This is a genomic window from Phycisphaerae bacterium, from assembly GCA_041652575.1.
Taxonomy (GTDB): domain Bacteria; phylum Planctomycetota; class Phycisphaerae; order Sedimentisphaerales; family UBA12454; genus UBA12454.
Window position 1 is genome coordinate 36,245 of record JBAZHC010000002.1, and the last position, 23,162, is coordinate 59,406.

Annotated in this window: 17 protein-coding genes; 5 read left to right on the plus strand and 12 right to left on the minus strand. The window is 45.6% G+C overall.

Annotated elements, in window-relative coordinates:
- Nucleotides 1-137: 137 nt before the first annotated feature.
- Together WC496_01745 and WC496_01750 are read right to left on the minus strand one after the other, a co-directional pair.
- Nucleotides 138-3,368, minus strand: coding sequence for a hypothetical protein (locus tag WC496_01745; GenBank protein MFA5291739.1), 3,231 nt, complete (start codon nucleotides 3,366-3,368; stop codon nucleotides 138-140).
- Nucleotides 3,350-4,525, minus strand: a complete 1,176-nt coding sequence (locus tag WC496_01750; GenBank protein ID MFA5291740.1) for a LamG domain-containing protein — start codon at nucleotides 4,523-4,525, stop codon at nucleotides 3,350-3,352. Before WC496_01750 ends, WC496_01745 begins: the two co-directional genes overlap by 19 nt.
- A gap of 354 nt (nucleotides 4,526-4,879) precedes the next feature.
- On the opposite strand from WC496_01750, the gene WC496_01755 reads away from it, so the two are divergent.
- Nucleotides 4,880-6,073: a DNA-binding transcriptional regulator gene (locus WC496_01755; protein ID MFA5291741.1), complete on the plus strand. Its 1,194-nt coding sequence runs from the start codon at nucleotides 4,880-4,882 to the stop codon at nucleotides 6,071-6,073.
- A gap of 119 nt (nucleotides 6,074-6,192) precedes the next feature.
- The gene (recJ, locus tag WC496_01760; GenBank protein MFA5291742.1) at nucleotides 6,193-7,941 is read left to right on the plus strand and encodes a single-stranded-DNA-specific exonuclease RecJ; all 1,749 of its coding nucleotides are present in this window, start codon (nucleotides 6,193-6,195) and stop codon (nucleotides 7,939-7,941) included.
- A gap of 421 nt (nucleotides 7,942-8,362) precedes the next feature.
- Here the strand turns inward: recJ and WC496_01765 are convergent, their stop codons facing one another.
- The 9 genes from WC496_01765 to WC496_01805 all read right to left on the minus strand — a co-directional run bounded on the left by WC496_01765 (nucleotide 8,363) and on the right by WC496_01805 (nucleotide 17,986).
- Nucleotides 8,363-8,689, minus strand: coding sequence for a hypothetical protein (locus WC496_01765; GenBank protein MFA5291743.1), 327 nt, complete (start codon nucleotides 8,687-8,689; stop codon nucleotides 8,363-8,365).
- A gap of 127 nt (nucleotides 8,690-8,816) precedes the next feature.
- Nucleotides 8,817-10,022 carry a pectate lyase gene (gene pelA / locus WC496_01770; protein MFA5291744.1) on the minus strand — a complete coding sequence of 402 codons (1,206 nt, stop codon included), beginning with the start codon at nucleotides 10,020-10,022 and terminating at the stop codon, nucleotides 8,817-8,819.
- A gap of 90 nt (nucleotides 10,023-10,112) precedes the next feature.
- Entirely contained in the window at nucleotides 10,113-12,602 is a 2,490-nt protein-coding gene (locus WC496_01775) for a DNA internalization-related competence protein ComEC/Rec2 (protein MFA5291745.1), read from the minus strand.
- A gap of 16 nt (nucleotides 12,603-12,618) precedes the next feature.
- Complete coding sequence (gene serS / locus WC496_01780) at nucleotides 12,619-13,890, minus strand: serine--tRNA ligase (protein ID MFA5291746.1); 1,272 nt, start codon at nucleotides 13,888-13,890, stop codon at nucleotides 12,619-12,621.
- Nucleotides 13,887-15,206 carry a beta-ketoacyl-[acyl-carrier-protein] synthase family protein gene (locus tag WC496_01785; GenBank protein ID MFA5291747.1) on the minus strand — a complete coding sequence of 440 codons (1,320 nt, stop codon included), beginning with the start codon at nucleotides 15,204-15,206 and terminating at the stop codon, nucleotides 13,887-13,889. Before WC496_01785 ends, serS begins: the two co-directional genes overlap by 4 nt.
- The gene (locus tag WC496_01790) at nucleotides 15,199-16,512 is read right to left on the minus strand and encodes a beta-ketoacyl-[acyl-carrier-protein] synthase family protein (GenBank protein MFA5291748.1); all 1,314 of its coding nucleotides are present in this window, start codon (nucleotides 16,510-16,512) and stop codon (nucleotides 15,199-15,201) included. Before WC496_01790 ends, WC496_01785 begins: the two co-directional genes overlap by 8 nt.
- Nucleotides 16,509-17,036 carry a 3-hydroxyacyl-ACP dehydratase FabZ family protein gene (locus tag WC496_01795; GenBank protein MFA5291749.1) on the minus strand — a complete coding sequence of 176 codons (528 nt, stop codon included), beginning with the start codon at nucleotides 17,034-17,036 and terminating at the stop codon, nucleotides 16,509-16,511. Before WC496_01795 ends, WC496_01790 begins: the two co-directional genes overlap by 4 nt.
- 53 nt (nucleotides 17,037-17,089) lie before the next feature.
- A complete protein-coding gene (locus WC496_01800) occupies nucleotides 17,090-17,488 on the minus strand; it encodes an acyl carrier protein (GenBank protein ID MFA5291750.1) in 399 nt (132 codons plus the stop codon).
- Nucleotides 17,489-17,515: 27 nt separating this feature from the next.
- A complete protein-coding gene (locus WC496_01805; GenBank protein MFA5291751.1) occupies nucleotides 17,516-17,986 on the minus strand; it encodes a beta-hydroxyacyl-ACP dehydratase in 471 nt (156 codons plus the stop codon).
- A 472-nt stretch (nucleotides 17,987-18,458) separates the two neighbouring features.
- Here WC496_01805 and WC496_01810 point away from each other — a divergent pair, with 472 nt between their 5' ends.
- On the plus strand, nucleotides 18,459-19,160 hold the full coding sequence (locus tag WC496_01810) for an endonuclease NucS domain-containing protein (GenBank protein MFA5291752.1): 702 nt from the start codon (nucleotides 18,459-18,461) through the stop codon (nucleotides 19,158-19,160).
- 283 nt (nucleotides 19,161-19,443) lie between these two features.
- Nucleotides 19,444-19,902, plus strand: a complete 459-nt coding sequence (locus WC496_01815; protein MFA5291753.1) for an N-acetyltransferase — start codon at nucleotides 19,444-19,446, stop codon at nucleotides 19,900-19,902.
- Nucleotides 19,903-20,002: 100 nt separating this feature from the next.
- On the opposite strand, the gene WC496_01820 is transcribed toward WC496_01815, so the two are convergent.
- Complete coding sequence (locus tag WC496_01820) at nucleotides 20,003-20,971, minus strand: hypothetical protein (GenBank protein ID MFA5291754.1); 969 nt, start codon at nucleotides 20,969-20,971, stop codon at nucleotides 20,003-20,005.
- Between the two features lie 146 nt (nucleotides 20,972-21,117).
- Here WC496_01820 and WC496_01825 point away from each other — a divergent pair, with 146 nt between their 5' ends.
- Complete coding sequence (locus tag WC496_01825) at nucleotides 21,118-23,160, plus strand: SPFH domain-containing protein (GenBank protein MFA5291755.1); 2,043 nt, start codon at nucleotides 21,118-21,120, stop codon at nucleotides 23,158-23,160.
- The last annotated feature ends 2 nt before the right edge of the window (nucleotides 23,161-23,162 follow it).

Below are 23,162 nucleotides of genomic sequence, written 5' to 3' on the forward strand. Positions count from 1 at the left end.
GGTAAAATACACAAGCTAAAAAATTTACAAATAGAATTTATTGGAAGATTATTTAATTGAGCAACCTATTCATTGCGGCCCAGATTTCTCGGGGCCGCAATGCTAAATTATATGAGAATTTGGTTACATCAAATAGTTTACCAGGGAGTATTGCAGCCGTTGTTGGTTCTTTCCTGGCAGTTCATCCATTTGTCTGCAAATCTTCGTAAATCGGTTATGTCCAGCATATAAGCCGTTCCGAAATCTTCCAGTTTTCGCCAATCTTTAGCGAATTGCCAGAAGTCTTCTTCATTTACAACGCAATCATGGGTGAAATCCCATGCCGGCCAGCCAAGAACTCCGATACTATAATCTGGTCTCGGGCATTCCCAGCCGACAACTCTAAACGACCATACATCGCTGCTGGCAGAACCATCGGTTACCACTTTAAAGTAGTAAGTATTTCCTGCGCTGATAGTGGCATTTATCGTACTGCTGTGTTCGCCGCGAGTGGCAGGTATAGATGCTCCGAGCTGCGTAGTCGGATTGGGATTTGTGCCAAAGTAGACTACATCAGTAGTTCCGCCAAAACCGGAGTACCATTTCAATGGAATGGAACCTGTGCCGACATAGACTTTCTTATCGCCGTTGCGCGGTGTTGGTGCTGAAGCCCTTTGTGGGAAACCATTGGAAACATAGATAGTTCCATCCTGACCGTCGCCGGCAAGACTCAAACCGTTATGGCTCGGGTCGGTCGTTGAATCAGTAGTATGGCCTTTTGCTCCGCCATTTGCGGTAATCGTTCCTGTAATAGGTGTACCGCTGGCGTAATATATCGAAACTCGACCGCCTGCACCGCCGCCGCCGTTTCCGTTGCCTTTGTCGTTATTAGAGCCGCCGTTGCCGCCATTAACGCTGATAATACCGGCGTTACTGAAGGTTGTGCCGGCAATAATTCTTACCGAACCGCCTGCGCCGCCGCCACTGACATATTTTGAGACAGGTATAACACTGCCGCCTTCTGCATATATCTGTGCGTTGGAACCAAAGCTTACACTGCCTGTAGCGGCAATTTCGACACCGCCGCCGCCTGCACCGCTCGGCAGGTCTCTGCCGCGTCCGCCTGCACTTCCGCCAAATGGAACCGGCACATACTTATCTCCGTATGTTGAGCCTCCGTCAAATAAACCATAGAAGTAGCCTCTGCCGCTGGTTCCGCCGATGCCGCCGTAACCGCCGCCGCCGCTGACATTGAACAAGCCGACTATTTTACTTACGCCCGGACCGAATACGGCTGGTGCTGTACTTGTTGTCAGGTAATAATCTCTGGTGTTGTCAATATTGTCGCTAAAGCGGTTATACTGTGTTTTATGACCGGATTCAAGATATCCCGGTGTTACTTCGGCACTGTCTGTTCCACGCATACCGCGATAACCGCCGCTGCGAGCCTTGGGCTGGTCTGTTGAATATACAACATCATCGCCTGAAATATCCATCTTGCCGTCGAAATAGAAATCTCCGGTTGTATGAATTGCCAATGGTCTGCGCGGCCGTGCATCGAAGGATACTGCATATTCCGGCAATACCGTAATTGTGTAATTCAGATTATAATTAAAACCACTTGGGAAATTAAAGACAGCTACGCCATCTGCTGCAACGCTGCCTGTTGCGACAGGAGTTGTTACCCAGCCGGTTTCATTCTTTAGTTTGCAGGTCAATGGAGCAATGCTTTGGCCATCGTAGGTAACAGTATTGACATCACTGGTATTGAAGATGAGCTTGAAATCATTTACCGCATTAAACGACCATACGTCGCTGTTTGCATCTACAGTGCCGTTTGTGGCCTTGACGTACCAGTAATAGGTCTGACCTGCGGTAACGTCGGCCTGATAACTTTGTTCGGCACGTAAAACGCCGCCTTTTGCCGGGACGCCGCTAATTGTCGTAACCAGTGCCAGGTCGTCCGGATTACTGCTGGTGCCGAAATAAACTTCGTTTTGGGTGGCGCCGAAACCCGGGTACCAATTTAATGTTACCTTGTTATTTACAACTATGGCATCGCTGCCTGTTTGAGGTGTTGGAATTTCCGGCTTGAGCGGGTTGGTATTGGCGGTAAGAATTGTGCCGTCTGAACCCGGTTTGCTGCTGGTGCTCGGAAGACCATTAGTGTTTCCGACAGCACCGCCTGCGACTGTAATAAGATTATTGTTAGCGGCCAAAGTTGAACCGTAATATATAGCTATGCGTCCGCCGCCGCCGCCGCCGCCGGCATCGGTTTGTTTATCTGCTCTTAAAGTATCACTGCCTTTGCCGCCATTTGCATTGATTACAGCCATAGTTGTAACGCTGCCGCCGGCGATAATCTTCACAGAACCACCTGCACCGCCGCCTGAGCCGTAATCCACTGAAGGACAACTGCCGCCTGTTACGAGAATCTTTGCTGTAGAAGCGATATTTACATCACCTGTTGCGGCTATTTCGATAGCGCCGCCGCCGGGACCGCCGTTAGCGTTATTGCTCCAGCCGCCGGCACTGCCTCCCAGCGGGACAGGAATCGACTCATAACCGTAAATATCTCCGCCGCTTCCGCCGCCTGCTCGGCCGTTATCTCCGCCGAGGCCGCCGTAACCGCCGCCGGCTCCGCAGAATAAAGTAGGAGACGCTAATGTTGCTCCAGTTGCACCGAAGCCGGGACCGAATATTTCAAGCATATCTTCCTGTGTCATATTGTCACGTTCGGTGCCGCCTTCTCTTAACATTCTGAACGAACCTCTATGGCCGCCTGCGCGAGCCGAGGATGAATCGTATTGTTTTGCTTCCGCTGCAGGGCCAGATGCGATGATATGGCATTTCAGGTTCAAGTCGCCGTCAACGTGCAATGCCATTGGCCTGGATGTTCTTCTGTGACCGGCGGCATCATACTGGGCTTCCAGTACGCTGTTAATCTGCGGAATAATAACCATATCATAAAGTCTGCTGAAGTTTGGGTCGGCAGCGAAGTCGAATATAGCAACATCGTCATCACCGAGGTAGCCTGTAATAGTGCCTGATAAGTTTGCGTCTTTTGTCAGACTAAGAGCGGGATAATCTATACCGTCATATAAGGCATTAACGTCAGAAGTATTGACTATAATCAGTCTTGCTTCTGTACGGAACTGCCATACATCTCCTTCGGAAACCGTTGATGGCGGATAATTGCTGTTTATTTTCCAATAATATGTTTCGCCTTTATTTGTATCAGCAATCAGGTAGTTGGAATCTGTGATGCCTGCCGCTATGCGTACCGATGTGTTACCTGCTTCGACCAAATCTTTGTGTATCGAGAAATAAACATCGAAGCTTGCGGCATCCGGTGCCGACCACTGTAAATCTATATTTTCGTCAACCACGTCTTCTGCTCCGTCAGCAGGATACGGTTCAGTTGCCTTTTGTGAACCGGTAGTAAACGACCAGACCGGACTTGTAACGGGATTGCCGCCGATAGTTGAAACAACCTGCCAGTAATAGGTAGTCTCAAAGCCAAGCGGGCCGTCGAGGTCGGTATTATTAACTCATTTACATCGCCGCCATGCAAAATAGTTTTCACAAGCGGCAGATTAAGCGTATTGGAGTCCGTGCCAAAATATATATATTGTGCCGTAGCACCGGAAGCAGGAACCCAGTTTACGTCAGCAGTAATACTGGCATTCGAAGAGCGCGGAATAGGAAGAATTGCTGTCGTATGCGCGACAGCGGGATTGTTCTGATAAAGAAGGCTGATCTCCAAAGGATTTAAAATACGGTTGTAAATACGTAATTCGTCCAGTAAACCGTCAAACTCCCGCTCACCGGCTCCTACCTTCAATGGAGAATCATAATAAGGATATGTATCCATATTCATATTATCAGTATTAAAATTAGTAACGGTCACAGGTGCTTCGAGGCTGTCAATATACATCTTGCTGCTGTCTCGCGTAGTTCTGTCAATAACAACAACGGCATGATGCCATGTATTATTCGTGACTCCCAGAACATTGAGTGTATCTGCGGTCTCAAACCTTACGCAATTCTTACTGTGGCGGAAATCCAATTTGCCGTTATATGCGCGTACTTCCCAATAGTACGTTGTGTCATATATATAGGTATGTCTGAAAAAGGTACTCGAAGATGTATTCGGCGTTTTGAACCAGAAGGTAAATGTGGTTTTATCTGTTCCCGGCCAACCATCGCCAAACTCGAATAAAGGGCCATTCGGCGGGATGCTAACGCTGCAATCGTTATTGTCGCCTGCGCCATCTGCGGCATCATAAAAATTGTTAAAATCAGCACATTTACTGCCGCGTATGGCATCTGTAGCTCTCCACACGCTCTGGCCGGCAGTGTTATAATCCACCAGTGTTCCAGTAATCGCAGCAACTACATCGACGGTTGTGGTTGTTGTTGGGGTACTCTCGAAATTAAGATTGAATGTTAGACCAAGGTCTGTATCAGGATTCCATACGGCCCATGCACTGGTTGAAACCAGCGCTACTACAATCAGCATCATTCCTCTTATGTTATTTTTCATAACAATGTCCTCCTTAAAAAAATATTGATGGATAAATTTCTGATTTATATAAGCCCTCTGCTAACTGTAAAACATACATAAAAATTATAAACCTAAAATACCGAGCTAATCCGTCTTCCACGTTTCGAGGGAGTTAAACCGAAATCCTGAATTACTGCATATATTTTCCAAAAAACGGCTATAAAAACAAAAAACACTCAAACCAGGGCACACTCCTATATATCGTTATTTAAGACTATCGATATGAGTATACTATTTTAACCCACATATATAATAGTGCATTTTGCGTCAAAAAATTGCATAATTGCGCACTATGCCATTGATTTCTGTGTTATTTTGGGCTATAATTCAGGTATGCCAACGAGTCATCCACAGAAACTCGATCTACGAGTAGCATTTGTTGTTCCTACTATTGGACTCAACACTCGCCGTGTTCTCAAGGGTGTTTCTCGTTATGCGATGTTTAATCCGGCCTGGCATCTTCGCATTGCCTGTGGCGATTCCCGCAGTATCCTTCCAATTCTAAGGAAGACAGGGATAGACGGAGCGTTCATCTCTATTCAGTCGGATAAGCTCGTCTCTGATTTGCTTTCTATGAAACTGCCGTGTATCGCTCTGCAGTGCCTTAAAATTCCGCGGCATTTTCCTTATCTTACTGCCGACTCATTTCAGGCCGGCAGAATTGTTGCCGAGCATTTTCTTGAACGTGGATTTCGCAATTTTGCGTACTATAGCATGAGCAATGTCATCTGGTCAAAACAGCGAATGGAAGGGTTCTGTCAGAGATTGAAAGAAGCCGGATATTCAGCCGGTATCTATAATGTGAACGCAACGGGCAAATCAAATCATGACTGGCAGATCGGAAGAACATGGACAAAGGGGCTTGAAGGGCCTTTAAACTGGCTGCGGTCTCTGCCCAAACCGGTTGGCCTTATGGCCTGTGATGATGGTGTCGGCTATGACCTGATTGAGGCCGCCGGCGAAGCCGGCATTAAAATTCCGGAAGATGTCGCTATTGTCGGGATGGATAATGATGAGGCTTTGTGCAATTCCATAAAGCCGCCGCTTTCGAGCGTTGAAGCAAATTCCGAACAGGCCGGTTACGAGGCGGCTGAACTGCTTAACGCGATAATGATCGGCAAAGAGGAAATGTCGCTTCGGCCTATACTTGCCCGTGCGACGTGCGTAGTGACCAGGCAGTCATCCGATATTCTGGCGATTAATGACCCGCAGGTCGCCGCCGCAGTCCACTTCATTCGAACGCGATTTAACTCGCCCATTCAGGTTTCGGATGTCGTCAATGCAACCTCTCTTTCGAGGCGAGGTCTGGAAAAGAAGTTCAGGACGATTCTTAAATGCTCTATACTGGACGAGATAATGCGAATACGGATTGAACACATTTCCAATCTGCTCCTTAAATCAGGTATGTCGATTGACCAGATTGCTGCTTCTTCAACCTTCGATTCTACCAGCCATCTGATTCGCGCATTCAAAAAATACAAAGGTATGCCTCCTCGCACTTTTAGAAAGATGCATGGCGTTATTTGAGTCGCAGCCAAAGGGCTCTGCCGGGAACTTATGTTTCTTATTTTGACAATTCTTCATTTTCTGCTATAATCCGCTCTGGACTGATAAAAACACGTTTTAAGTGAATTTAAGGTATACAAATGCGTCTTGCCGCAAGGATGCAAAAAAAAGAATGGCATATTTTACCTGCCGACCCGATAGCCGGTCAGCTTGTTGAATCTCTAAAAATTCCGCCCATACTTGCCCAGGTGCTTGTCAATCGGCAGATAAAAACAGCCGAAGCGGCAAAAATCTTTCTCAATCCAAAGCTCAACGACCTTATCGAGCCCGAACGTCTGCCCGGCATAAAAGCCGCCGTTGACAGAATTGAAAAAGCCGTCAAAGAAAAACAAAAGATTACCATTTACGGCGATTATGATGTCGATGGTATAACTGCGGTGTCGATTCTGCACGGCCTTTTCAGACTGCTCGGCGCAGAAATAGATTATTACATCCCGCACAGGGTTGACGAAGGTTACGGCCTGAACGTCGAAGCAATCGACCAGATTGTCCGTTCAGGTGCGAAACTGCTCATAAGCGTCGATTGCGGCATAACCGCATTCGATTCGGCTCTGGCCGCCAAAGAAAAAGGCATCGACCTGATAATTACCGACCATCATCGGCCATCGCCTGACGGCAGACTTCCCCATTCCGTTGCGATAGTTCATCCCAACCTCGACAAAGATTATCCATCTCAGTCAAGCTCCGGCGCTACAGTCGCTTTCAAACTTGCCTGGGCGGTTGTCAATCGCATCAAAGGCTCCGATACGACTCCGCAGCATTTGCGTCAGTTTCTTATTAACGCGACGGTCTTCGCAGCAATGGGCACAATCGCCGATGTCGTTGACCTTCGCGAGGAGAACAGGATAATCAGCAGCTTCGGCCTGCGTGCGATATCTGAGTCCGACCTGCCCGGCATAGAGGCACTGGTCGGTGTCGCCGGCATAAAAGGTCAGACCATTGACAGTTTTCATATGGGTTTTTGCCTTGCTCCGGTTCTTAACGCCGCCGGCAGAATGGGACATGCCAGGCTCGCGGTCGAGCTTCTCACGAGCGACAACAAATTAAAGGCGATTCGAATCGCCGAATATCTCAAGGAACAGAACAAACAGCGTCAGCAGCTTGAAAAGAAAATTTTCAAGCACGCCTGTTCCATGATGACAGAGCAGGGCCTTGACCATCCGGATAGAAAGACAATTGTTCTGGCCAGCGGCGAATGGCATACCGGCGTAATCGGCATTGTCGCCTCAAGGTTAATCGACAAATTCTATAAACCGACGATTATGTTCAATATTACAAACGACAAAGCGCAGGGCTCTGCCCGCTCAATCGAAGGCTTTGACATTTTGGCTGCGATTACCGCCTGCGGCGAATATTTAAACACTTTTGGCGGCCACGCGATGGCAGCGGGCCTGACGATTGACGCTGCGAAAATTGACGATTTCTCGCAGGCCTTTGAAAATTACGCCGCCGCAAACTGGAACGACGTCGAGTTTACCAGCAGACTCGAAATCGATGCGGTCTGCTCATTAAAGGATATATCCGTTCCAACGGTAAGATTGCTTACGACGCTTGGTCCGTTCGGCAGGGGAAATCCAACTCCGGTTTTTGTCGTAAGGGGAGTAAGGCTTACCGCTTCGCCGAGAAGAGTTGGGGTCAATGGCGAACATCTGCAGTTGGCGATCTGCGACAATGCCGCTAATGTCCGCTGCATCGGCTTTAAGATGGCCCATCTGGAAAAGAAACTTTTAGAGAACGAATTTTTTAATATTGCCTTTGAAGCACAGGTTGATAATTTCTACGGCGATCCTTCCGTCCAACTCGTTCTCAGTGATATTCAATTTGAATAACTGCTTTTTAGTTTGATTTTGATACAAAAAAAGGCTGACCGTTAACGGTCAGCCGCTGTGAAAATTATTTTATATTTTCCTGGATACTTCCTGCCCACCTTTTTCTATAAGCACACAAGCACAGCACCGAAATCCTCGGGTCTGTCAGGCAGGCCTACTCGCCCTCAGGCACCAAACACGTGTTCGCTTATGCGCATCTACCATTTTTGCAAAGGCATACGCTAAAAGTTCCTTTTACCGGCCTTTCAGTAATTTCCAGCTTGTGATTATATCTTTATATTTACAATGCTGTCAAGTCCTATTTTTCGCTATTTCTTACTAAATCCCTCAAAATTAACTGGAAACGGCTTTTAAAACTAACTAAAAAGGCCTAATCCCGATTCGTCGAGATTAGGCCTTTTTCACTATAGAAAGCGGATTTCTATTTATCTTCGCCTCCTTCAGGCACCGTATTTTGACCATTTTTGGACATTCTCATAATGGCCTGCATCCCACGGTCAAAAGCAGCTTTAAAGTCCTGCTGGTTCATACCAGACATTTTGGCAGCGACCTTGCCATAAGCGTTGTCGCGAAGGTTAGTTAAAACCGCCGTGGCCCGGCTTTGGCTGTCAGAACCGCCGGAACTATGGGAAACATAAGCATTTCCATTGGAATCAGTCCTGCCGGACGGAGCAAGATAGTAAATCGCAGTAGCAAAACCCGAGAAATAAATGATTAAAAGAAACAAAAATCTACTTTTCCAGCCCATAAAGCCCCCAAAAATGTAAACTTATAGGCCCCCTCAAACCCTGCTGCTTTTGGCTACATTAAACATATACGAAATAAACCGGCGGAAAGCAAATCGCAGTGAGATTTTAAAGTTGGCTATATTTAAATCATTTTTTTAGGACGTTTTGGTCCGGCGACCATTTCTGCTGCCAGGCGGGGTATTTGTCCAAAACAGTCTGCGGATTATAAGTGTACCATGAATAACCGCTGCGTCTTTCCCGGTACACCTCGGCCATAGAATAAAGCAGTTCACTTTTTCTATTGGAGAATAAGGGCCTGTGTGTTTTGAGTTCGTAAAAACGTGCCCATATCGGCGGGGCAGTCGGGTCCTTAATTACTACTCTGTCGATTTTTGAGACTCCTAATGGAAATTTGACTTCGGGAGCGCTGATTTCCTGTACCCTGATACCGAAGAGTTTGGAATCTTCGAACCATTTGACCGCCGCCTGCACCGAATTGATAACTTCTTTGGAAGGGTTATCCAGACTCATTAAAAGAAGAACGATACCTGCACTTTCGTCATTACAGATGCTCGGCAATTCATAAGCCCTTGCCTTGGCGGGACGAAGATCGGTTTCATCGTGCTGCTGACACCATACTGTCAGTTTTTCATTATCGATTATCTGGCATTTGAGTATGCAATCTAATCCTTTATCGAAAGCGATTTTGACTTTTTGACGGCGGGCTGAATCGACAAAAGAATAATACGGCTTATTATCCATTATATCCTTAAGCATATTCATTACGCCGACGAAGACATCGTCGTTAAAAGTGATATGAGTGCTGTAGTTCGCTTCCAAAGGGAAAAACTGCGGCCAGCCGCCGTTGGGATATTGTGCCGAAAGGGTAAAATCTATTCCCCGCAGGGAGGCGTTTTTATATTTTTTAATTTTGGTAATTTCATAAACTTTGGCCAGGTATTCTATTTGTGAATATGTCGTGTGGTTATCGAATGTCGTGTGAAGGCTGCTCTTTGCCTTGAGAACTTTGGCTTTTTGCTGTTTGGTTAGTATGGCCAGCATATCATAATTTTTAGGCCAGCCGCCGTTGTTTTTCTGGTAGAGAAGAATGTTGTCGGCAATTTCTTTTATCTGCGTCGGTTTATAGCGGGGCTGATTCGGCTCCGGATTAATTACATTTTTTTCCTCATAGACATTGTACCAGTGGTGTTTGCTGTCAGAAAAACCGGAGGTGTCTATCCGGCATTCTTTATTGTCCGGCTTATTACCGGCATAAGAATAGGCAGAGATAAATAATACAACCAATGAGAGTAGAATTCTTATGCGTGAAGCTTTCCCGGTAATACCGAACATTTTTTCCTCCTTAAATAAATCGGTGGATATTTTAGCTTATTCTGACAGGAAATGGAATAATAAAGTTTGACAAGCTTTCATCTGAAAAGGTTATTTAAATGTTGAGATTTTGATTCGGCCGGCAGAATCAATTACGGCAGTTACGGCACCGTCTTTACCCGTATAATAACTTTGAGAATGTTCCATAATTTGGGAGCTGGTTGATGAAAGCCGGGACCGGGAGCAGCTTGTAATGAGAAATTCAGGCTTGAAGGCACTTAAAAATAACGGCTCAAGAGTTCTTGCCGAGCCGTGATGCGGAGTAATAATCAAATCGACGTCCAGTTGCGGATATAAATCCATTAGATGCTTTTGAATACCGGCGGTTATGTCGGAACAAAATAAAATTTTCCTGCCTGCATACTCAACCAGCGAAACAAGAGACGATTCGTTATCCGTTAAGGAATTTTCATCCGGGAGTTCCTTTGGCCATAAGCGAGTAATTACAGTTTTGCCGAGTAAAATTTTTTCAGGCGCAGCATAAATGGGAATATTCCCGGACCTGATAAACTCGCTTAACTTTGCGTCGGTTGCTGAAGTTTCGGCGTTTTGTATAAATTGTGGCGTCGTGTAAACATTTTTGCATTTGTGCTTATTCAGTATTTCAGGCAGGCCGTTATAATGGTCGATGTCATCGTGACTTATAAAGACAGAATCAATTTCATCGGCGGCGATATAATTCAGAAAAGGGTTAACCGTATTGTCGCCAATGTTTTTATTTGTTATAGAGCCTGCATCAATAATAAAGTTCTTATTGTCCGGCGTTTTAAGATAAATTGCCTGGCCGTGGCCGATGGATAAAACAGTCAGTCGCAGCTTATTATATTTTTCAAAATTGTCTGAAATCACGGCAGAAATCAACAGAAGGACAATCGCCGCAGGATAAATAAAATTCAGGACCGGTCTTTTGCGGAACGGGAAAAATTTCCATAAAAAAAGCGGCAGATAAAAGAGTAAAACAATATAAATAGAAGGTTTGCCGATTATTACACTCGAAAACGGGACTTTGGCAAAGAGTGTAACAAGATATGAAAGTATCATTGCTGAAAAGTTGATGATAAAGCCCAAGCAATAAGCTAAGCTCGGCAGCAGAGCAGATAAAATAATTTTGACAGGGCCGAGGATTACAATGGCTGTTACAGGAAAAGATGCGGGTATTGTCCAAATGGCGGTAAGTAACTGGAACTGATAAAAGTGCCAGACAATTATCGGTGCTACTGTTATCCACGCGGCAAGACCTACGGAAAAAATATTAAGAGGTAATCGTAAAGGTGAATATAAAAGATTCTGCTGCAAAGGGTCTTTTGATAATGGAAGAAATTGTTTTATTGGTTCATTAAACAATAGTATGCCGATGGTTGCCGCAAAGGATAGCTGAAAGCCCGGGCTGAGAAAATCCATCGGCCTTATAAGTAAAAGTAAAATTGCTGATGCAGCCAGACTGTTTATCGCCATTGAACGGCGATTGAACATTCGCCCCAGGCAGAAGATAATAACCATTATTCCGGCACGAAGGGTCGGTGATGTTGCAGGGACGACAATAAGGAAAATAATCGTTGCGATAATACAGGCGATGGAACGGCCCGTGTGTAATAGACCTGCCTTTTTGGAAAACCACCATGCGGCACCTGCGAAAATTCCAACGTGCAGACCTGAAAGGCAAACCAGATGAACCAAACCAGTCTTTATGAAATCATTATAAAGTTTCCTGTCAATTTTTGACCGGCTGCCTAATACGAGAGCTTCGGCAAGAGAAATATAATCATCAGATTCGGCATCTTTGAGCAGGGCGGCAATAGCATACTGACGCAGCTTTGTTTTTATATTAAAAGGTGATTTCAGTTTTTCAGTGTTCAAAACAGTTATGATATTTGCGGATTTGACGGATGCTGACAGGAAAACGCCGTTGCGGTTCATATAGCGTTTGGTATCGAACTGGCCGGGATTATCGGCGGCAGAAAATTTTTCCAGTCTGCAGAAAGTCTGGATTTGGTCGCCGAGTTTCAAATTGTTCGCGTCTTCAGATATATAAAACTTTATTGTGCCGGCTGCATTTGCCCAGCCGGTAGTTGTTTTTATGCCGGTAACTTTTGCGTAGAAGGTTGTATAGGGCAAAGAAGGGAAATATTCGGCGAAATACCAGTCATTATTTTCGACAAGTTTTGGGGCGGAGATAATTTGAGTCCTGATACGAGCGAAAGTAAAATCCTCGCATGGAATGTTGCGAATATCGTTTGAAGCTGGCTTGTTGAAACTTATCAGCCTGATTGAACCGAGACAGGTAAAACATAGAAATACAGAAATAAAAATCAGGGCACTTCTTCCCGGGGAAAATTTATGTGCCAAAAACAAAACAATACAGAAAGTTAAAATGCCAAAAGATGCGAATAATGGCAGATTAAAATAGAATTGTACAATAAGACCTATGAGCAAACCAACGGCTGGCAAAACAGCGGGGCAGGTAAATAAAATCTCTTTTAATGGCGATTGCGGCGCAAGACTTCGCTTAAACTCCTCGATTTTTTGCTGAATTTCATCCATTAAAAATATAAAGAATTTACTTCGTAATTTTTTCCATGCCGTTCATATATGGCTGCAGTACCTTCGGTACATTAACCGAGCCATCGGCATTCTGATTCAGTTCGAGAACCGGTATCAAAATTCTCGGCGAAGCGATAACAGTGTTATTCAATGTATGGCAGAAGAGATTCTTTTTCGTTTTGTTGTCTTTGTAGCGAAGATTTAATCTTCTTGCCTGAAAGTCGTAGAATTTGCTTGCGCTGTGCGTTTCGCCGTAATTTTTCCGCGACGGCATCCACGCTTCGATATCGTATTTTTTGGCCTGACCTCTGCCAAGGTCGCCCGTGCAGACCTTTACGACGCGATATGGAATTCCCATCGCCTGCATAACCGCTTCGGAGTTGGCTCTAATTTCTTCGTGATACTTTGCGCTCTCGGCGGCGTCGTTTTCGCAGATAACAACCTGCTCGACTTTATCGAACTGGTGGATTCTATATAGGCCGTAAGTATCTTTGCCTGCGGCGCCGGCTTCTCTGCGGTAACAGGTGCTCATGCCGACAAATTTCTGCGGGAGTTTTTCATGCGGCAGAATTTCGCCCATATAATAAGCGGTCAGCGGCACTTCTGCGGTGCCGGCGAGATTTAATTCATCGCGTTCCATTCGATAAGTCTGCTCTTCTGCGCCGGGATAGTAGCCTGTGCCTGCCATCGCTTCGTTTTTCATCAGCATCGGCACAGAAAACGGCACATAACCCTTATTGACCATATAATCCATCACGAAACGAAGAATTGCCCAGTGCAGCATCGCGCCGGCGCCCTTTAAAAAATAATTCCTCGTTCCGGCGAGTCTTACGGCTCTTTCGACATCAATTATATCAAGAGCCATACCGAGCTGAATATGGTCCTTAGGCTCAAAATCGAATTGGCGAATCTGACCCCATTTGGCGATCTCTACATTTTCCGTATCGTCTTTGCCGAACGGTACATCATCGTCGGCAGGCTGAGGAACCTGCAGCATCAGTTCGTCGAATTCGGGCTGGAAATTTTTAATCTGCTCGTTGATCGCAGCTTCCTCATTTTTAAATTCGGCAAGTTTATTTATCAGTTTTTGCTTTTCATCGCCGGAAAGTTTTGGGATGGATTTGCCCAGCGTATTTTTTTCGGTGGTTATTTCCTGCAGGCGTGTCTTTACTTTTCGCAGGTCGCCGTCAATCTGAAGCAGGCGGTCGATATCGACGTAAAAATTTTTCGCACGGCAGGCATTTTTAAACGGTTCGGTGTTCTCACGGATTGTTTTTATATCTATCATTGGTTAAATCTTTTCACTATGACTACGTTGTTTTGGCCGCCAAAGCCAAAAGATTCCTTTAATACGATATCGACATCCGCTTTCCGCGGCTTATTCGGCACATAATCCAAATCGAGATTCGGGTCAGGGTCGTTGAGATTTGTCGTCGGCGGCAAAATACCATTCCGAATCGCAAGGATACAGGTAATCAGTTCCGCTGCACCGGCTGCTCCAATTAAATGTCCCATCATACTCTTGATACTGCTGACGGGAGTATTTTTCGCCTCTTCCTTAAAGACAGTTTTTATCGCAAGGGTCTCAATGGAATCGTTTTCAGAAGTACTCGTGCCGTGAGTACTTATATAGTCTATATCTTTATAAGATAATTTCGCGTCTTTCAAAGCGGCTTCCATTGCCAGAACTGCTCCGCGGGCTTCTTCGTGCATATCGGTTACACGGAAAGCGTCGCTGCTGCTGCCGTAGCCGATGACTTCGGCGAGGATTTCAACGCCGCGTTTCTTTGCCGATTCGAGCGTTTCAAGAATAACAATCGCGGCGCCTTCGCCGATAACGAAGCCGTCTCTGCTTGCGCTGAACGGACGCGACGCGGTTTCGATGCTATCGTTTCTCGTCGAAAGGGCGGTAAGACGATTAAAGCCCATAATGCCCAGCGGATGTATCATCGAATGTGCGCCGCCGGCAATCATTACATCGGCCTGGCCGGACTGAAGTATTCTGAACGCTTCGCCGACTGCCTGCGTACTCGCCGCACAGGCTGTAAGACAGCTTCTGATTGGTCCACGGGCACCGGTCAGCATAGAAACGTGAGCAGCGGGCATATTCGGTTCCTGTTCAAGCTCACGATAAGCCTGCATTTTACCGAAAGCGACAGCGGCCCATTTGGACCAGTCCATCTTTGCGGCAGCGTCGTCCCAGCCCTGAACGATAGCGTTAAAGAAATTTTCATTATCGACAGAGCCTTCGCCTGCGCCGAGATATACGCCGATTCTCCTGCGGTCGATGCCGTCACCGGGATTCTCTGTTTCGATATTGATTTTCGCCTGCTTGGCGGCCTGGGCAACTGCGCCGACTACAAATTTGCTGTGGCGATTGCCTTCTTTATGAAGCCGGGGATTTTTTGTGTATTTTGCAACATCGTAATTTTTGACTTCCGCGCAGAATTTTGTCGGATATGTCGATGCGTCAAAAATCGTAGTTGTATTTATGCCGCTGCGGCAATTGAGAATGTTATCCCACATTGTCGGGACATCGTTGCCGAGCGGGCAAACTATTCCCATTCCTGTTATGACAACACGATTTTTATTTTTCTCATTCATATTTTTTCAGCACAATCGCTGCGGTCTGGCCGCCATAAGTATAACTTGTGCAGAGAACATAATTAATTTTTTTCTTAATCTGTTCTTTCACAATATTCAGTTTGCAGTCTTTGTTGATATGTTCGCAGTTTTTCGCTGCCGGGATAATTCCATCATTCATCATACAGCAGGCGGCGATAATATCAACCGCACCTGCCGCTGCGCCGGTGTTGCTTGTCATACTCTTTGTCGGCAGTATCGGTATCTTATCGGCTGTATCGCCCAGTGCCTTGCGGATTCCCGCCGCTTCTGCGATATCGTCGGCGAAAATGCCTGTGCCGTGCGGGATAATCAAATCCAGTTGCTCCGGTTTTATCCCTGCGTTGGCAAGGGACGCTTCGATTGCAAACTGAACGCCTTTGCCGTCCGGCTCGAGAGATTCGTATTTGGCGTTTATACTACAGCTTTGACCCATGCCTGCAATTTGAGCGTAAATTTTTGCGCCGCGTTTTTTGGCGTTTTCAGGATTTTCGAGTATTACACATCCGGCCGCTTCTCCGAAGACCGAACCTTTAGCGTCCGCGTCAAAAGGACGACAGGCGCCTTGCGGATTATCGTTATTACTTGCTGTTGCCCGTTTATTCAGGCATTGTCTTAGGTGGACAATTGGATTTACCTTTGCTTCTCCGCCGCCGGCGAGAGCAAGTTCCGCATCGCCTCGTGAAATAATCTGTGCCGCTTCGATAATGGCCAGATGTCCCGCCGCCTCAGCGCAGGTGATTGTATTGCTGGGGCCCTGAATGTCGTGGATTATGCCGACGTGGCAGGCGAGCATATTGGGCAGATACTTAAGAAGCCAAAGAGGTGTAACCGCTTCTATGCTATGTGTGCCCCATTTTTTTATATCGAATTTTCCGTCCGTGATGCCTTTGGCGACGGCAGGGGCAAGCTCGACAAGGTCGCAGCTTATTAAACCGGCGCCAAGAATTATTGCCGTTCGCCGGGGCTCGATTGTAATATTCTGTTCGTCGAAGGCTTTTGTTTTCAGGCCTGCGTCTTTGAACGCTTCATTGGCGGCAACAACGGCAAGCTCGATATCGCGGGACATAAGTTTTGTTGTTTTGCGAATTGCCTTGGGAACGTGGTCGCGAATGCTGAAGTCGGGCGCCTGACCTGCAATCTGACAGGTAAAGCCGGCCGGGTCAAAGGCCGTGATTCTGGCGATGCCGCATTTGCCCTGACAAAGGCCGGACCATAAATCTTTATAGCTTAATCCGAGAGGAGTGATTGCTCCCAATCCTGTAATTACCGGCATTTGTGCGGTCATTTGGACGACTCCAGATAAGGTGTGTCAAGACCTGATGCCCTTAACACGACGCCGAACAAATCGGTAAATACAAAATTTTCTTCCGGAAATTGTTTGCCCGCCAAATTATTGTCGATATGGCTGAACATCAAATCAATCTCAGCTATCATTTCATCGTTACAGGTGATTTTGCCTGTCGTGGATGCCGCCTCGTCAGTTATCGATTCGATTTTTGCGTGTATTTTGAGTGTGTCGCCGGGGCGGACGTAGTGGAAAAAAACTGCCTTGTTGATTTTAGCCAGGATTACCTTTTCCTTATAGCCTCTTGCCTGTCCCACAAGAAGACCTGCCGTCTGAGCCATCGACTCAATCATCAGGCATTCGGGCATAATCGGAAAGCCGGGGAAATTATCGTGCAGATGCTCCTCGGCCATAGTTACATTTTTCACGGCGACGGCGTTAGAGCCGCTGTTGAACTCGATAAATTTGTCAATCCATATCCAACGCAATTTTGCCACCGGGAATAAAAATTTTAATTTTGCCACAGAGAACACAGAGGACACAGAGATATAAATTTTATACAGTGTTAATCCGTGCTTCAGCCTGCCGCGTTAAGTCTTGCATCGACAAAGTTGACCAGAACATCGACGGTAAATAAATCGCCGATTTTATTAACGCTGGGGTCTGCGGCAAACGCTGAAAGGTCGCTGTGCGGCATACGTTTTTTCAATTCTTCAAAGCCCTTTGGAGTAAGTTTCCCGTTGCTGACGTATTCTGCGGTGCTTAAAAGGCTTTCAGCGGGGAATAGTTCCTCACGCGGGATTTTTATTCCGAAAGCTTTTTCCATACGGAAAACGATATCGAGAAAATCAATGCTTTCAGCGCCGAGGTCGCCCATCAAAGTCGCGTCCGGCGTAACTTCATCTTCGTCAACTCCGAGAGCATCGACAAGTACGTTCTGAACTTCCACTAAAATCTCTTCACGAGTCATAGCCATAAATAAAACCTCCGGTTATTAAAAAAATTACATTCCGTTTAACAATTTCCAGCGTTCCTTCAATTTTTCAATTATATAAGCGTCTTCAGCGGCGAATTTAGAATCCTTTTCGACGAGGTTAAAATGCCTTAAGCTGAACTTCGCTTCGACAATCGGTTCGCCGTTGCAGGAGCCTGCCCCTGCGAAAGAGCTTATGTTTTCTTCTATCGTCTTTGCGGTAACGGTATATTGAATATTCATACCGGGAGCGGCAAAGCTTTTGTATTTTACATTCTTTGCCTGAGCAAGCAACACCATACTATGGGCAAAGTTTTCAGTTTCCCTGACCAGCCAGCAGGCCGATTCGATTAGTCCCTGCAACAGAAATACCCCCGGAAGCACCGGAAAAGCCGGAAAATGGTCGGCCAAATACTCCTCGGAAAGGGATACATTCTTGACAGTTTGTATCTCTTTACCCGGCACTATCTTAACTACGTTATCAATCAGGATAAATTTCATAACTTGCCCCCACACCTATTTGCATAAGGCGGGTGAAATAAACTATTTACCTATATAGGCTATCCATATTAAACCTTCACCTACCCAACCACAATACAAATAGGTGTGGGGGTGAATCGTATTGTAGTGATTAAATCTGCGTTTTCCAGCTTTTTTTCTGTTAATTAGCCACCAAGGCATCCGCCGTCGCCCAAGGCTATGTCGGGACAGGCAAAGACACAAAAAAGTTAAATAATAAGATTACTTCGTGTCTTTGAGTTTTTGTGGCTATTTTATCTGGCCGATTCATGGCGAGTTTTTATTTAATTGCAGATTTCGCCCACAAAATAGAACAATATTCATCTTGATTTTCGAGTAAGATGTAATGTATTCTTGAAGGAGCAACGGGAGAATTTTTATACCGGCAGAAACAGTCTGTGTTTGGCGTCTTATACAGACTGTATGATCATTATTGTACGCACAAGGTGAAGATATGAAAAGATTTAATGTGGTTTTACCTAAAGAAGATGGAGGAGTAGAAATTTATCGCATGAAGGAGTGGTTACGGCAGCATCCCGGCCACATTCCCACGGGCGTAGATCCAACTTACTGTACGTCGCATAAGCTACGGGATATGCTGAAGAAGCTTGGATGGTCAGTTAAAGAGACGGCAAGTGAAGTACGTCTCTTGCAGCCTGGGACAACCACCTCCCAAGGCGAATTAGATGCAGTGCTTGGCGATGAGAATCCAGAAGAGGAGGATGAGTCTCCGGAGGCATGTTTTGCTCTGGAGTACCAACTTCGTGATTTTATCGCGCAAAACCTCAATACGATAACTATTGAAGGGCGCCGCCTTCGGCTGTACGTTGATCCAACTGGTCGGGACGGTATTGAATATTCTACGGCAGTAGGTTCCATAGATATTTTGGCTGTTGATGATTCTGATGCTTTCGTCGTGTTTGAATTAAAGCGTGCTCGGAGTGCGGATCATGCCATAGGTCAATTAACACGTTACATGGGATGGATTAAACAAACAATTGGAAAAGGCAAAGACGTTCGGGGAGTAATTGTCTCTAAAACGATTAGCGAAAATCTTAGGTATGCTGTTTTGGTTGTACCCAATATTTCTTTGTTTGAATATGAAGTAGAGTTCCATCTTAAGACTGTGCATCGCGAACATAGAGAAGAAACATAGATATCCGGTCAGTAATCACTCCAGCGGATATGACATAGTAGTGCCGCTTAGTTCAGACGTTCCGGTGAAATCTATTTAAGAAACCCTTGATCCATTCGACTTCGCTCAGGACAGGTGGGCGATGAATAAAAATATCTCTGCGGTCTCGGTGGTGAAATATAAAATCCGTGTTAATCCTGTGGAACTTCGTGTCTGAAAAAAAGTGTATATTCGTGTTAATTCGTGGCTAATTAAACCCTAATTATTTGTTGCAAAATTATGCAGCGGAGTTATATTCCAAAACATGAAAGTTAGAAACGCTACAGTTAACGATGTTGAAGCAATTTATTCGCTGATAAGCCATAACGCGCAGTTCGATAAGATGCTGTTCCGGTCACGGGCTTATATCTTCGATAATCTGCAGTTGTTCAGCGTAGCCGAAGTTCACAACCAGGTTATCGGCTGCTGCGCCCTTGCGGTTATATGGTCCGACCTTGCTGAAATAAAATCATTGGCCGTTGCTGAAGAATACCAGAATAAGGGAATCGGCAGGGCACTGGTCGAAAAGGCTGTCGAACAGGCCAAAAATCTCGGGGTCAAAAAGGTCTTTGCATTGACTCTTGTGCCGAAGTTCTTCGAAAAATACGGCTTTGCGGTTGTAGATAAAAAGACGCTTCCTATGAAGGTCTGGAGCGATTGCGCTAAATGTACCAAACAGGATAACTGTGACGAAATAGCAGTGGAGAAGGAGATAAAGAATTAAGTTCTATGGACTCCTTATGGAGGAAACAAAGATATAAGGAAACATCCTGGAGCAATAATCCTTATCTCTTGTTTCTTTACATCCTTACTTCCTTTCAATCTTACCCGACCTGGCGGCGCTGGAACATAGCGATTGAGAGGAATATGAAAGCGGCAGTATAAATCAGGCTGTAAATACCGCAGGATAAAATATAGCCGGCGGTAACACGAACGCCTTCCTCGTATATAGCATCACTTATCCAGAATACCTGAAGACTTGGTATAATTATTTTACCTATTTTAGCCCATAAATGAGCATCAGCAAGCCGGCCAAAAACGTAATCGCTTACAAGGCCCAGCAAAAACAGGCCCACGCAACTGCTTAATGTAACAAGAATGTTGAAGCGGGTCGAAAACATTATCGCAGCGGCTGTAATAACAAAAAGAGCCATCAAAAGCAAAATTGACGCGTAAATATCAAACGAATTAAACCCATTCCGAGCCGGGAAAAATTGCCATTCTTTGTCTATAAAGAACAAAAAAACTATAGAAATGGTCGCTAAAATAGAAGTTAATATGATGGCGGTTGATGTAAATTTAAAATCGTAAGAGTAGTTAAGGAAAGTAGTTATGATTAAAGCGAGGCCTATTGTGACCCCTGCACAGGTCAGCACTGTCATATCGTGGGTGTCGGAGGCGGTTGACATTACGCCATGCCTTATGGACATAAGAAGGGCGATTGTAAGGATGTAATGGGCAAGGATTACGGCTGCGATAACGCCTATAAACTTGCCCAAAATGAAAAGAAACCTTGGAACAGGCTTGGAAAGGGTGGTAATAATGGTTTTTGTTTCAATTTCCTCTGTAATAGCTGCCGCGGCGGCAAAAATTGCAATGAACAATCCGGCGATAAAAAGCGTAGATAGGCCTATCTCTCGTAAGAACTTATTGTCGTCGTCCATAGAGTACATGGTTAACGACGGACTTATAATGAACAGAAACACAGCAGCGGCGATAATAACCGCGAAAACCGGCTGTCTGATTATTTCTACGAAGGTGTTTTTAGCGATTGAAAAAAGTTTATAAAACATATTATTTTTCCATTAACAGTTTACGGCACAAGGCTTATCAATTATATTACAGTGTTTTATGCTTGTAGTAAAGAAACTTTATTGTATACTCTGGCACTGATAATGAGTTCAGAGAAAAATTTTGATTTAAGACTAAGCAAAAGGACATGATGCAGACAGAATACAGAAGAGCGGCGTTTGTTTGTCTGGTTGCACTTATACTAAGTGCGATTTTCTTTCCGGCCTGTTTTGTTCTGAGCAGGGTAACAGGGGTATATCCGTTATTTGCCTTAAGCTGGCAGATACTGGCCGCCGCTTTGATATGGGCGGTTCTGGCGGTACAGTTCTATCAAAAGTCGCTTGCCGAGCAGGAAAAACTCGATATCGCACAACTTGCCCAGGGTGGCGCCGGCGATACTATATTCGAGGCACAAAAAAACAATTCAGAATTTTTCGCGGTCGCCCAGAACAGGTTAAGAATATTTGAAAAATGGTTCCTTCCGATATTTTCAATTCTAATAGCCATATATCAAATTGCTATCGGATCGCTCCTGCTGAGAATGACCATTAAAGGCCGAATCGGCGAGGAAACAAAATTCCTTCTGCTTGGAGCGGTACTGGCCTCGGCGATAGCGTTTGTAAGCTTTTTGTTTTCGCTTTATGCCACAGGCCTGGCGAGCCAGGAAAAATGGCGTCCGCTCAAAGCCGGCGGCAGTTATTTTCTGGCGACCACAATTCTGTCTTTTATTTGTGCCGCGGCGATGGCGCTGGCACAGTTCAAAGTACAGATAGTTCTTGTCGCTCTTAACTGGATTGTGCCGAGTGTACTTATACTGGTCGGATGTGAAACAGCGTTAAACTTTATATTCGATATATACAGGCCGAGGATAAAAGGGCAGTACAGCAGCAGCGCTTTCGACAGCAGGCTGCTCGGAATAATCGCATCGCCCCATCATATTCTTCGAACGGTCGCAAGCGTTATCGATTACCAGTTCGGCTTTAAAGTTTCACAAACGTGGTTCTATCAGATAGTCGAGCAGGCAATAATACCGCTGATACTCGTCTCGGCAGTTATACTTTATCTTTTAAGCTGTATTGTAATTATCGATCCCGGCTCACAGGCGATAATCGAAAAATTAGGTTCGCCGGTGGATTCACATAATAAGGTAAGGCTCGTGGGTTCGGGCATTAGTTTCAAGCTGCCTTGGCCGTTTGGAATAACAAGAGAATTTCCAACAAAGGAAATACAGGAGATATATATAGGTTATGTTCCGCTTGAAGATCAGGCGGGCCAGAAGCAGCCGCTTTTGTGGGGATCGGAGCATTATAAGGAAGAATACAATCTTCTGGTTGCGACAGAGACCATAAATTCACAGGAAAAAGGTGCGGTACCTGTAAGTATCATAAGGGGTTCGATTCCTGTTCAGTATCGTGTCATTGACCTTTATAAATATCTGTATAACCATGCCGACAGCAAGGAAGTCTTAAAGGCGATATGTTATCGCGAGGTGATAAAATTCGCGGCAGGGGCCCACATTGAGCCGGAAGTAGAAGGCGGCAGCAGCGAAGAGAGTCTCCTCGGAGCGGGCAGGGCAAAGGCCGCGATAGTGGTTGCCAGAAATATTCAGCAGCAGGCCGACAATCTCAGTCTGGGCGTTGAAATAGTATTTATGGGATTCGAAGGTTTTCATCCGCCGCCGCAGGTAGCACAGGATTTTCAGGCTGTGATAGGCGCTGTTCAGAAGAAACAGGCTTCGATACTCGAAGCAATCGCGCAAAGAGACAGGATTTTTACCGGAAACGTCGGCTCCGTCAAACAGGCGATAACGCTGCACCAGCTTGCTGAAAAATACCTGCAGTCGCCGCAAAAGGGTACTGAATACGAACAGATTAAACTTCAGCTTGATAAGGCGTTTACAGAAGCAAGCGGCGAACTTTTTGCCAAACTCAGAGGGGCACAGAGCTATGCTTACGAAAAATCAACGCTGGCAAAAGCCGCAGGCGAACGATTCAGTCAGCAGTTACAGGCATACCGGGCATCGAAAAGAATTTATACGCATGAACTTAAAATGAATATGCTCGAAGAATCGCTGGAGAAGATAAGAAAATATATCGTTGTTTCAGACAGCGACACGGAAGTAACAATTGTGGACCTGCAGGAAAAACTCGTGCCGAGTCTTTATGATATCGAGCCGATCAAGGGGCAATAAAA

Coding starts and splice junctions, on each gene's coding strand:
- WC496_01755 (MFA5291741.1), top strand. CDS start 4,880: ATGCCAACGAGTCATCCACAGAAACTCGATCTACGAGTAGCATTTGTT.
- WC496_01805 (MFA5291751.1), bottom strand. CDS start 17,986: ATGAAATTTATCCTGATTGATAACGTAGTTAAGATAGTGCCGGGTAAA.
- WC496_01800 (MFA5291750.1), bottom strand. CDS start 17,488: ATGGCTATGACTCGTGAAGAGATTTTAGTGGAAGTTCAGAACGTACTT.
- serS (MFA5291746.1), bottom strand. CDS start 13,890: ATGATAGATATAAAAACAATCCGTGAGAACACCGAACCGTTTAAAAAT.
- WC496_01790 (MFA5291748.1), bottom strand. CDS start 16,512: ATGACCGCACAAATGCCGGTAATTACAGGATTGGGAGCAATCACTCCT.
- recJ (MFA5291742.1), top strand. CDS start 6,193: ATGCGTCTTGCCGCAAGGATGCAAAAAAAAGAATGGCATATTTTACCT.
- WC496_01820 (MFA5291754.1), bottom strand. CDS start 20,971: ATGTTTTATAAACTTTTTTCAATCGCTAAAAACACCTTCGTAGAAATA.
- WC496_01810 (MFA5291752.1), top strand. CDS start 18,459: ATGAAAAGATTTAATGTGGTTTTACCTAAAGAAGATGGAGGAGTAGAA.
- WC496_01750 (MFA5291740.1), bottom strand. CDS start 4,525: ATGAAAAATAACATAAGAGGAATGATGCTGATTGTAGTAGCGCTGGTT.
- WC496_01775 (MFA5291745.1), bottom strand. CDS start 12,602: ATGGATGAAATTCAGCAAAAAATCGAGGAGTTTAAGCGAAGTCTTGCG.
- WC496_01825 (MFA5291755.1), top strand. CDS start 21,118: ATGATGCAGACAGAATACAGAAGAGCGGCGTTTGTTTGTCTGGTTGCA.
- pelA (MFA5291744.1), bottom strand. CDS start 10,022: ATGTTCGGTATTACCGGGAAAGCTTCACGCATAAGAATTCTACTCTCA.
- WC496_01765 (MFA5291743.1), bottom strand. CDS start 8,689: ATGGGCTGGAAAAGTAGATTTTTGTTTCTTTTAATCATTTATTTCTCG.
- WC496_01785 (MFA5291747.1), bottom strand. CDS start 15,206: ATGAATGAGAAAAATAAAAATCGTGTTGTCATAACAGGAATGGGAATA.
- WC496_01815 (MFA5291753.1), top strand. CDS start 19,444: ATGAAAGTTAGAAACGCTACAGTTAACGATGTTGAAGCAATTTATTCG.